At 56.5% G+C, this 11,108-nt stretch carries 10 protein-coding genes; 1 reads left to right on the top strand and 9 read right to left on the bottom strand.

Translation table 11 applies throughout. The features are described from left to right. Positions 1–428: 428 nt before the first annotated feature. The 9 genes from ACPUER_RS34765 to ACPUER_RS34805 all read right to left on the bottom strand — a co-directional run bounded on the left by ACPUER_RS34765 (position 429) and on the right by ACPUER_RS34805 (position 9,925). Complete coding sequence (locus ACPUER_RS34765; RefSeq protein WP_425133331.1) at positions 429–1,190, bottom strand: response regulator transcription factor; 762 nt, start codon at positions 1,188–1,190, stop codon at positions 429–431. 380 nt (positions 1,191–1,570) lie between these two features. Continuing rightward, a complete protein-coding gene (gene aqpZ / locus ACPUER_RS34770) occupies positions 1,571–2,281 on the bottom strand; it encodes an aquaporin Z (protein WP_425133332.1) in 711 nt (236 codons plus the stop codon). 111 nt (positions 2,282–2,392) lie between these two features. Further along, the gene (locus tag ACPUER_RS34775) at positions 2,393–2,767 is read right to left on the bottom strand and encodes an H-NS family nucleoid-associated regulatory protein (protein WP_425133333.1); all 375 of its coding nucleotides are present in this window, start codon (positions 2,765–2,767) and stop codon (positions 2,393–2,395) included. After that, positions 2,752–3,249 (bottom strand): septal ring lytic transglycosylase RlpA family protein, encoded by a 498-nt coding sequence (locus ACPUER_RS34780; protein WP_425133334.1) that lies wholly within the window; start codon positions 3,247–3,249, stop codon positions 2,752–2,754. The genes ACPUER_RS34775 and ACPUER_RS34780 overlap by 16 nt, the downstream gene beginning before the upstream one ends. 497 nt (positions 3,250–3,746) lie before the next feature. Next, on the bottom strand, positions 3,747–5,546 hold the full coding sequence (locus tag ACPUER_RS34785) for a tetratricopeptide repeat protein (protein ID WP_425133335.1): 1,800 nt from the start codon (positions 5,544–5,546) through the stop codon (positions 3,747–3,749). Between the two features lie 109 nt (positions 5,547–5,655). Next, positions 5,656–6,375: an OmpA family protein gene (locus ACPUER_RS34790; protein ID WP_425133336.1), complete on the bottom strand. Its 720-nt coding sequence runs from the start codon at positions 6,373–6,375 to the stop codon at positions 5,656–5,658. Positions 6,376–6,515: 140 nt separating this feature from the next. Continuing rightward, positions 6,516–8,468 carry a YadA-like family protein gene (locus ACPUER_RS34795; RefSeq protein WP_425133337.1) on the bottom strand — a complete coding sequence of 651 codons (1,953 nt, stop codon included), beginning with the start codon at positions 8,466–8,468 and terminating at the stop codon, positions 6,516–6,518. Positions 8,469–8,584: 116 nt separating this feature from the next. Next, positions 8,585–8,950 carry a hypothetical protein gene (locus ACPUER_RS34800; protein WP_425133338.1) on the bottom strand — a complete coding sequence of 122 codons (366 nt, stop codon included), beginning with the start codon at positions 8,948–8,950 and terminating at the stop codon, positions 8,585–8,587. 102 nt (positions 8,951–9,052) lie between these two features. Continuing rightward, positions 9,053–9,925, bottom strand: coding sequence for an EAL domain-containing protein (locus ACPUER_RS34805; protein WP_425133339.1), 873 nt, complete (start codon positions 9,923–9,925; stop codon positions 9,053–9,055). Between the two features lie 525 nt (positions 9,926–10,450). Here ACPUER_RS34805 and ACPUER_RS34810 point away from each other — a divergent pair. Continuing rightward, positions 10,451–11,041 (top strand): recombinase family protein, encoded by a 591-nt coding sequence (locus ACPUER_RS34810; protein ID WP_425133340.1) that lies wholly within the window; start codon positions 10,451–10,453, stop codon positions 11,039–11,041. The last annotated feature ends 67 nt before the right edge of the window (positions 11,042–11,108 follow it).

The raw sequence follows: 11,108 nt of genomic DNA on the forward strand, positions 1-11,108 counted from the left end.
TCTTGTGGCGTCGGCTGCGCGGTTGAAGCGCCCGCCCAGCCCATCAGAAAAACGAGTATCGCCAATGATGCACCCTTGTGCCTCAACAGAGGCACATAGGCGCCATCATTCAGGCTACCTTTATTATTTTCAAATTCCGCCCAAATAGCCACACCTCCTCCCATTTAGCACCAGCGGATTCTTTCCATTTCGATGCACATACGATTTATAGATTTCCCGCAATCTCCAAAAATCAAGCATCTTGTCCGGATACACACCGTAGCTACGCGAACCGTGGCGTACGGCATCGCGCATGCGAATCGAAAGCATCAACACAACAGATCTCACAGTGCAGATGCAGACGATCACACCGACCTACTTAATACGCCATCAAAAAACACTTTTCTTATAATTCGCCACACCGACAATGATAAATTGACTATTTATCGCTATATTTTCAATAGTCGATATCCGCGTTTCGCCACAAAACTCAGGCAGTATCCATCCACTCCAGTCAAATCGAGTTTTTGACGGATTCGCGAGACATGCACCACCACCGTCCGCCACAATACCTCTTCCGCATCAACACGCCCCCATGCCCATTCCATCAGTGCTTCGTTCGAAACAATTGATGATTGATTACGAAACATAAACAAGGCAATCTTGAATTCCTTGGGCGTCAGCTTGACAGCCTTACCATGTCTCCAAACTCGTCTCGATTGCACATCAAATATGTATGCACCATACGATTCACGCTGCGAAGTGATTTCGCTCGTATGGCCACGACGCACGAGTGCGTCGACCCTAGCCACCAAAACACTCGCACCGATCGGCCAGATTTCAACAATATCAGCCCCAGACTCCATCATTGAAACAGCTTGATAGTTGGACGCCCCACCCACGACCAACACTGGTACACGATGCGTCTGCTTGTTTTGTCTAATCTGAGACAGTGCTTTGTCGCCCCCCCCCTCAGTTGTTTCACTACCCAGGACGATCACGTCACTGGGTTGAGTACTTTGGTCGTGAATCAATTCTCGGACAGACACATATTGCTGACATGTCAAGGCAGCATCACACAGAATGCGCTCGACAAAACAAGCCCGCTCAATGTTGAGGTCCAGAATCGCTATGCGCGATCGATGCGATCGCATCTCGGACTGCTTTAACATACCGTCGTATTCAGTTCGTTCACTTGATATTAGAGACATGCATCCTCCTTAATACATGGATACATCCATCCTAAAACCCAATACGTACCGCAACCTTATAGCGACGATTTCGCCTATTCGGTGGACTACTCCATCCATCGATTTTGCCGCCACATAAACCAATAAACAACGCAGCACAACGCATCGTCACCTCCGTGTATCTCGGAATATCCGAATGACGCGCCGCTTCGATCGATGCATCGTCATGGCATCGCGATAGAATCTTTCGCGCTCACACTGAGCGTTAGCACTTCTCAATCCATTTCAGGCCAAGTCCTTGCTTCTGATCATGCTCCAGTCTTCCTGGAGTGATCCGCGCCGCTCCCTCGGCGCCCTCATGAACAAATTCCGCCCAGACGTTCGGATCAAGCCAAGTTCCATTACGCCGCCCGCGGCCGCTCCCCAACAAGCACGGGGTAATACAAGCCCGCCGCGCATGCGCCAACAAGCGGTGCAACCCAAAACAGCCACAACTGGCTAACAGCCGCCTCCCCGATGAAAAAAGCCGGTGCGGTCGAACGCGCCGGATTGACCGAGGTGTTGGTGACTGGAATCGAAATCAGGTGAATCAATGCCAAGCACGAACTGATCGCGATCGGCGCAAATCGACGGGGCGCATGAGAATCTGTTGCCCCCAGAATCACAAGAAGAAAGAATCCAGTCAGCACGGCCTCACATACAAAGGCGGCCAACATCGAATAGTGTCCAGGCGAACGGTCGTCATACCCATTGGTGGCAAAACCGCTACCAACGAGATCGAAGTTCGGATGTCCAGTGGCGATGATCCACAAGACCAAGGCGCCACATCCCGCACCCAGAAGCTGCGCCATCACGTATGGAATGACATCGCGCGCCGGAAAACGCCCGGCAATGCTCAGACCAACCGTCACGGCCGGATTCAAATGGCAGCCGGACACGTGGCCGATCGCATACGCCATGGTCAGCACTGACAAACCAAACGCGAGCGATACGCCAGCGAATCCAATCCCCAGCGACGGATAAGCTGCAGCAAGGACTGCACTGCCGCATCCGGCCAATACCAGCCACATGGTTCCTAGCAGTTCTGCCGCAAAGCGTTGTTGCAGTGACATGTTGTCCCTTGAAATGGATTGAGCTGCTTAAAACCCACTGAAGCAATCCAACGATCTGGTCGCGACTATCCCAAGCATTTGAAATCCAGTCTTGCACGCCGCTTCGAACGATCAATCGTGCTGCGAGCTACTTTCCTGCTCCCCGCTCTCCTTCGGCTCTGGCGTGTCTTTCGCGCCAGGCTGCTCTTCATGTGAAGGCAGGCGATAGGTATCTCTATTCGAATCGTTCAGCCATTTCGGCCGCCGCCCGCGTCCCGACCACGTGGCGCCCGTGAGAGGATCCCAATACTTTGCCTGTGGCTTCTTGCGTCTCACACCGCTTACGATTTCGCGTAACTCGGTAGCGTTAATGCCAAACTCCACAATGAGTTTTCCAATCTCTCGTATGGCAGTATGGCGCTCCGCTTTACGCATCCTTTCAATTTCCTCGTCAAGCTTCGCGCGCATCGAGATCAATTCTCGGTATTCTTTCACTTTCTCTTCCATTCGATATTCTCCTGTATCACGCTTGCTTTTCGCAGGCCATCAGGCATCGAGACTGATTTGATCATCACCTGTGCCGTACCCGTTCTAGACAAATCCAACTGCTCAGCGGCGGCCATCGATAAATCGATGATTCGATCGCGCACATACGGGCCGCGGTCATTAATTCGAACAAGCACCGAGCGACCACTCACCAGGTGCGTAACGCGCACGTGCGTTCCCAATGGCAATGTTCGATGAGCTGCTGTCAGTGCATACATGTTGAAGCGCTCGCCGTTTGCCGTACGGCGCCCATGAAACGGCTTGCCGTACCAGGACGCCATACCGAGCTGGACAACTTCGTCGCTCGATCGCCTCGGTCGACTGGATAAGCCTTCAGACTCTGTAACATGGCTTTCTCCAGCATTAGGTTGTATGGCCACACTGAATTGCTTGTCCACATCGGTCCTGGCGTTCGGTAACACCGTCACCAATTGATCTTTCATCGCAGCATCCGGTGTTAATTCACACGCTGTCAGTACACTGCACACCAATACACAGACGAGCCAGGTCAAAAATGTGCATTTCATTTATGGACTTCGTCCGGACACACCGTCATGAGCGCGTGACGACAGCGTTCACGCACAAACGCCTCAAGTACATAACCTGATGGCGACTTCTGATTGCCTAGCGCCCTGACCACTGTCATTTGGGTACCTTCAGCCAACCATACCGGCTCGCATTCGCCTAACACGTACGCTTGGCGCGCGCTGGACAAACGAAGTACATCACCTTGTTCAAGCTTCATTACTGCACGTTTAGATTGAATTTATCGATAGCTTCATCAACTGATAGAGAAAAAACCCGATCATGGGTATCGCCAAAGCCAGAAATACATTTTCTGCAGCTGACATCCTGTCGAGCCAAACTTGTTGGCCGCTCTCTTTGAGAAGGTGGATATGATTCATTCGCTCGCCCTCTATTTATCTATACAGTCCGTTCGTCACATCGAATGACAACACTCGGCCACCTTCGCCAGGTCTACCGCGACGCGTTGCAAAACAGGATTCCATTGACCGTACGATGTCTGCCGATAGAGTTTGATTGACGGGTACCATGGGCTATCCTCGCGTCCAAGCATCCAGACCCAGTGCGGATTTACGTCCAGCAGCAGCCATGTCGGTATGCCCAGCCCCCCGGCAAGATGTGCGACAGAAGTGCATACGGTGATGACTAGATCGAGGTTTTTGAGATAGGCCGCCGTATCATCGAACGTGGCAAATTCCGCGGTATGATCTGTAATCGGCAAACCGACTCGCCTTATGGACTGGACGTCGTCTTGCGCATCTTTTTGCAGACTGAAGAACTTAACGCCTTCGATGCCCGCGTATGCTTGCGCGTATGCAACCGGATTTACCGATCGCATCGGATTGCGCTGATGCGTGCGACTGCCGGACCACACCAGCCCGACCTTCATCCCGCGCGAGCCGGTCAAACGTTCTCGCCATGCCTCCACCCGCTCCGCATCGGCCGTCAAATACCGATGGCACATAGGCAAGTCCTCAAGACCCGCACCAAGCCATAGCGGCAAGCTGGCCAGTGGCACCTGCCAATCTCCAGTCGGGAACGTCTTCGGGTCCTGGGTTGCCACAATCGGTGTCACGATGCCGGCCAAGCTGCGCTGGAGCAAAGGTTGCAACTCGGGGTACGTGCAGTAGACCAGCGTGCCGCCCTCCCGCTTGATGCGCTCGGCCAGTGGCCGCACAAACCGGACAAATTGCAGCACATCACCACGGCCCTGCTCACCCCACACCACGAGCGTCTTGCCTTTTAAGGGCTGACCTTCCCACGACGGGATGGGCAAATCGGGATAGCGATTTCGCAATTCGCGTGAACCGTGCCAGCGGGCTTCATGGTTGGCCAGGCCTGAGGCGTATTCGCCCCGCATCAACTGCAACATCGCCAGAGCCCATGTAGTCGTCGCATCGGGCGACAGGCTGTGAGCACGCTTGATCGACGCCCAGGCCCGGTCCCATTCCTGCAACTCTTTCAATACATTCGCGTGGGCCTGAAGGGCAATCGAATAGTCCGGCTGAAGCGCCAAAGCCCGCTCAACCGCGATCAGTGCCGCAGCAAGCTCGCCGTTCAGGCGCAGCACCGTCGAGTAGTTCGTCCACGCCATCACATTGCGTGGATCATCGACCAGTGCTCGCTTAAGCAGTTGGCGTGCCTGCACCATATCCTCTCGCTCCAGATACAGTGCACCAAGATTGTTGGCAAGCATGGGTCGATCGGGATTCAGCCGTACGCAACGCTCATAGGACACCAGGGCCGGTGCGTACTCGCCCCTGACGTGCTGGATATACCCGCGCCAGAACCACCCCTCACTGCTTCCTGGAGCACACACACAGTGCACCTGCATGATCTCGTCCGCGCGTGCGTGATCGCCGAGATGCACCAACAACTCCACCCACTCGATCACCCATGCCTCGCCGTGGCAACCTTCCTGCCAAGCTCGGCCAAACCAGTCGCTGGCGGCCGGCAGTTCACCCGCCGCAATCGCCTGACGCGCACACTCGACCAATGCCTGAACGTGATGTTCGTCATGTTCCAGCGCGCGTGCCAACATTGCCTTCGCTTCCTGACCTCGCCCACGGAGCATTAGTACGCGTGCAATCAGGACCAGTTCATGAGGATCCTTCGATTCCGCGGCTCGGCGCGCATCCAACATCATGGCGGCACCCACCACATCATTTCGCTCCAGTGCGATATCCACCGCTTCCAAATGAAGGTTGCGTTTCATCTATCGGATTCCCATTCATGGATCCAGTTGACCGAGCCGCTCTACAACCATCTATCGCATCGCGACAGGCAGCAATAGTGCCGCCGAGTCCGGCGGCATGCGCCCTCAATTACCGCAGCGCCTCGAGCGTGAGCTCGACTCGACGATTCAATGCGCGTCCTTGCGCCGTCGCATTTGAGGTCGCCGGATTGGCTGCACCATGACCCTTCACCACGTATTCCCGTGCGTCCAGCCCATGTGACTTCAAGTACCCTGCAACCATCTGTGCGCGACGCTGGGACAGCACCTGGTTCTGCGCAGCAGAGCCTCGCGAATCGGTGTAACCGTCGACCGTCACACGGTCGAACTTCATCCCGTTTGCCTCTTCCAGCAGCTTGTCGAGCTTTTCCTGGCCTGCTTGGCGCAGCGTCGCCTTGTTCGTATCAAACAACGCGTCCCCACCCAGCGATACCTTTTGCGGCGGCATCACCACCGGCGCAGGCGCCGGGGTTTGCACGACCGGTTGCGCGACCGGCTTCGGCGGTTCGACAGGTGCACCACATTGGAACACCAGCGCGTTCGTATCCGGCTTGCCTTGGGTGCGCGAACCAAGCGGCGCATAGTCTTCCAGCGAATACACCGGTTTGCCCTTGGCGTACTTGTCGCAGATCTCCTTGGCCTTCGTGAAACAAGTATTGCGACCTTCGAAGATCCCATAACAGGTCACTTCGTACGCAGCAGGCCCGTCCACCCGAGCAACCGAGCGAGCCGTAAAGGTCGGCCCGCTCGACAGACAGCCGGCCAGAACCGAAGCAGCACCAAGCGCCAGCAGTAGATTGATTGCCTTCATTATTTAAACTCCTGTTCTAATTTAATTAGTAATCCTTTTTGACGTGGCTATATCCACATCCTCGAGACAGCGCTAACATCGCACCCATGAGCACACGCCCGGACACATCGAGCATTCATATGCCCGGGCAGGTCATTCGCTTACCACTGGTACGACATGCCGCCACCGTAAGTTTGGCCACCGCTACTCAACCCAACGCCCGCCTTCAGTTTCAGGTTCTCCGTCAGGCGCGCGCTCACACCAATCGCTGTTGCGACGCGACCCTGGAAGCTTGCGGCACCCACCCCCACCGCAATCGACTTACTCAGATCGACTTCAGGAATCATGGTCAATGCCGTCGCCGCCGCAATCCCGGAATACGCGTGTTTGGCCACGTCACCGATTGCCTTGTTGGTATCCGCAATACGCCGGTCGGTATAGCTATTGGCCTGCCCCACACCCGCGGCTACCGCGTTGTTTACCTGCTGGAGATTCGTCGCATCAGTGGGGTTCACCCCTGCGGCGATATTGGTCAGGCGTCGCTCGTTGCCCGGTGTGCCGAACGAGGCCGTGTTCGGGTCAGTTGCCACCGAGCCCGCGCCAATCGCTACCGAATTGGTACCCGTCGCAGTCGCATCCTTACCGAGCGCCACACTCCGATCGCCCGATGCCACGGCACCACCGCCGCCCGCCATGGCACCTTGACCACTCGCCTGCGACGGCGCCGCATTCGGATCGTTGACCTTGTAGTAGTTCGTGTTGCCGGAGTTCACGTTGTTCAGCGTCGTCGACAGATTCGACACGCTCGTCGACAGTGACGCGACGTTGCTGTTCGTCGTGCTCAGCCCCGTTGACAGCGAACCGACGTTGCTGTTTGTGGCGTTAAGACTCGTGGACAGCGAACCAAGCCCCGTCGACAGCGACGCGACGTTGCTGTTCGTCGTGCTCAGCCCAGTCGACAGCGAGCCCAGTCCCGTCGAAGTCGACGTCGACAACGAGGATAACTGACCGAAGTTGACCGCGTCGGTGGGAGCCGTGCCGGCTGCAACGTTGGTCAGCCTGACAGGGGTCGTCGCGCCGACGCCGCCGAGGGTCACCGAGTTACGCAACGGGCTGTCGTATTGAACAGCGTTAGCAACACCCGTCGACAGCGACGCAATATTGCTATTTACCGTGCTCAGCCCCGTCGACAGCGAACCGACGTTGCTGTTCGTCGTGCTCAACCCCGTCGACAACGAGCTAATCCCCGTCGACGTCGACGTCGACAGCGTATTGATTGCTGTCACCGCTGCATTGAGTTGCGAGCCGTTAATTGCGTCCGTGCTCGTCGTCGACACTCGACCCGCCGCAACGTTTGTAACGGTACGCGGCGTACCGGTCGCACCTACGCTCACCGTACTAGCCGCATTCGTGCCACTAAACGTGTAGGATTGCCCACCGATTGTTGCGCTGGGCGTATTTACCACCGCCGATGTCACTGATCCAGCGCCTAGCGCCACAGCACCTGCGTTGCTACTAACGGCGTTCGGACCAATCGCGACCGAATTCTCCTGCGATGCCGTTGCGGAGGTCCCAAACGCCTGTGCGTAATTTGCTGACGCTGTGGCATTCACACCAACTGCCTGTGCCCCGCCCGTCCCGTTCAAGCCAGTAGAAGCAGTTGCATACGATCCCAACGCCTGATTCCAGCCATCGGTCACACTCTGCGCCGTCCCGGCTCTCGACCGTTCGCCAATAGCAGTGTTTAAATTACCGTAGCCATATGCAATGTTTGAGCCTCCTAAATATGATATCGCGCCCAAATCGTTGCTGCCAAATTCACCACTATTAACCGCTAAAGGGTACATTCCAGTACAAGTAACTGCATTATTTCCCGTCGTCCCCGGCGATGTCCCGCCCCATGCGAACGAGCACGCATTAGCCCTATCAAACGGCATCGCCACAAGGCCAATCGCACACAACATATAAGCAATTCTGCTAAGCCTGACTCTATTGTCAGACATACTGCCACCTAAAATTCTAGACGCCCCCTTGCCGTGTGCTCGATCAACTTCCGAAGCCGCCACAAACGCGCCCAACGCTTTGTTCCAAATTGTTCGATAGATTTTGTTCATCTTTGAAATCCTTATTAATTAATATAAACCAATTATGTTAATAGTTATCCTAACTAATAAACCGTAACTCCGGACCGCAATTCACCCTCACTTCACACTATTCAGCTTCCGATCGATTACCTCAACAAATTCTGCAAGGCCCGGCCCTGCTGGTACCCGCGGCAATACATCCTTCGCCGCAATCCACCTGCGAATGCAGTCTTGTCGACTTCATGCTCACCGTCCGTACCCGCCTCGCCTCGCCACGCAATCGCCGACGCCGCGCCGTAAAATCCCGCAACGATGCCCGCGTCATACGCCTCCCGTGCCTGTGCACGACACTTTCCTTCCAAGTAGTAGTCGATCAGCAAGCCTGCCGATTGCCGTAGCCGCTCCATCAGTCGCTCGACATCGGCTGCATTACCGATTTCCTCGCCAACCGCTGACTGCCTCACCAGCCAGAATTGAACAATGCTCGACAACACCTCTGCGTCTTGCCTCATCGCACCCTCCTATCCAATGCGTCACCCGCCTTCATCCAGATCAAAATTGTCGACTGCCCCCCGCTCACCGTGACAGCCCGACCGTCGTTCGCCCGTCCATGCTCAGAGCGTTGCCCGGTCGACGAAACGCGCCAATTGATCAACCTCGCGCTCGAGCGTGCCCAACCATCCCAGCCTTGGGAGCAACCGCTCACCGCCCACCCAACTGCCTTGCACCCATTGCGCTCCGGCATCTCGAGCGACCTGCCATGCGACATCGCACTCAATCCCATCCACCACCACGCAAGGCGCCATATCTCGCGCCAAGGCCACTAAGCCCGCGACGCGTCGGGCCTGCTTCGCAGTGAGCCCCGACAGTAGCGATTCATCCAGCTTGATGATGTCGGGCGCGTCGATCTCCATCGCCGTCTGCACGCCATATCGGACACCGAACCCGTCAATGACCACACGACACCCGGCCGCCCGCAGCGCCTTGCGAATCGCGCGCCCCGTACCCGGCACCAGCACAGCCGTCTCCTGGATCTCGAACACCAGTCGTCGCGCGATCTCGGGACGTCGCGCCAACTCATCGAGAACCGGCTCCCACCAAGCCAGATCACTCATACCAGACGGCGAGAGATTGATACCCAGACATAAAGACGCCCCGCTACTGAGTAACGCCATCGCGCGACGCACAACGAGTGCATCTATACGCGCCGTAATGCCCAGCTGATGCAGATAGGGGGTGAAGTGATTCGGCAGCAATAGCAGCCCGTCGGCCAGGCGCAGGCGTGCCTGGCATTCTCGGTACAGGGTCGTGCTGGATTGCTGCAGTCTGACAATTGGTTGACACGCCAACTCGATGGCACCACGGTGGATCGCTTGCGAAATCTCCGCCGCGCCCACGGCTTCTCGCCGGAGCCTGTGTCGCATGAAGGGCCGCATCGACGTCCCCCGCCCCTTGCAATTCGACCCGAAGGTTTCCTCGATTTTCATGGTCAATTACCCCGTCCGCACGGCAACGATTTCATTCGTTTTTGCGACCACCTTGGCCCGCCATCGGACCCCTGAGAAAAAGGGTCCTTTGTATCAAAGTAGTTTTTAAGCGTATCGTCCTAGGCGGGACGGGGCTCTGCGGGGGGTAGGAGCGGCCGGACAAAAGGGACCCCTTTTGTCCAGTACAATTCGATCCGCATTTTCCAGAATTCACTTTGCTTAACATTCCGTCGTTTTCGTGCAATTTTCCAAATCATCCGCCCCCCAAAAGTACGAGCTGACAAGCCGGATCGGAACGGCAATATATAGAGTCAGACCCTTATTTAATGTGGATTTGCACACCGGCCTTTGCCCGATGCCTGCCCGCACGCCATCCCCTTCCCATCTAGGTATTCCACCATCCGCCGCCATGCTCATGCATTCGTCTTCGATATCTGTCGACCCACCGCCCCCGTGGCGGCCCTGCCCGTCCACCCTGTCGCACCGTTGCACAAGCGGATGTCCGGCCAAACACAAGGGCAAGCAGTGAAAATCGGATACGCGCGTGTTTCAACAGATGAGCAAGATCTTGCGCTGCAGATTGATGCCCTGACCGAGGCCGGCTGCCAACAGATTTTTACCGACCATGGCATCTCCGGCTCGGAGTTCCAGCGCCCCGGTCTCGAGAACGCCTTGACCGAGTTGTCCATCAACGACACGCTGGTGGTCTGGCGGCTCGACCGACTCGGCCGCTCCCTCGGCAAACTGGTCGAGCTCATCAGTCACCTCGGACATCGGGAAATCAATTTCCATTCGTTGAGCGAGTCCATCAACACTGACTCCGCCGGCGGCATGCTGGTCTTTCATATGATGGCCGCGCTAGCGGAATTCGAACAACGGCTGATCAGCGAGCGAACACGTGCCGGGATTGCCGCGGCGCGAGCGCGCGGTCGGCACATTGGACGCAAGCCGGCCCTCACCGCGGCGCAACGATCACTCGCCATCACGATGCTCGAAACCAACCCGATCAGTGAAGTCGCTCGTACCTTCGGCGTTCACCCCCGAACCGTGAGGCGACTTCAGATTCAAAGCCAATCAAATACCCAGTCATCTGTAAGCACTCGATCAGCACCGTAGCGTAGGTCGACGACGACGGGGAGTCGCGATGCTATCGGATGGGCACGACGTGAGCAGTAGACGGCAG

The organism is Burkholderia sp. DN3021 (assembly GCF_049805555.1).
Classification (GTDB): Bacteria; Pseudomonadota; Gammaproteobacteria; order Burkholderiales; family Burkholderiaceae; genus Burkholderia; species Burkholderia pyrrocinia_C.

Coding starts and splice junctions, on each gene's coding strand:
- ACPUER_RS34765 (WP_425133331.1), bottom strand. CDS start 1,190: ATGTCTCTAATATCAAGTGAACGAACTGAATACGACGGTATGTTAAAG.
- aqpZ (WP_425133332.1), bottom strand. CDS start 2,281: ATGTCACTGCAACAACGCTTTGCGGCAGAACTGCTAGGAACCATGTGG.
- ACPUER_RS34775 (WP_425133333.1), bottom strand. CDS start 2,767: ATGGAAGAGAAAGTGAAAGAATACCGAGAATTGATCTCGATGCGCGCG.
- ACPUER_RS34780 (WP_425133334.1), bottom strand. CDS start 3,249: ATGAAAGATCAATTGGTGACGGTGTTACCGAACGCCAGGACCGATGTG.
- ACPUER_RS34785 (WP_425133335.1), bottom strand. CDS start 5,546: ATGAAACGCAACCTTCATTTGGAAGCGGTGGATATCGCACTGGAGCGA.
- ACPUER_RS34790 (WP_425133336.1), bottom strand. CDS start 6,375: ATGAAGGCAATCAATCTACTGCTGGCGCTTGGTGCTGCTTCGGTTCTG.
- ACPUER_RS34795 (WP_425133337.1), bottom strand. CDS start 8,468: ATGAACAAAATCTATCGAACAATTTGGAACAAAGCGTTGGGCGCGTTT.
- ACPUER_RS34800 (WP_425133338.1), bottom strand. CDS start 8,950: ATGAGGCAAGACGCAGAGGTGTTGTCGAGCATTGTTCAATTCTGGCTG.
- ACPUER_RS34805 (WP_425133339.1), bottom strand. CDS start 9,925: ATGAAAATCGAGGAAACCTTCGGGTCGAATTGCAAGGGGCGGGGGACG.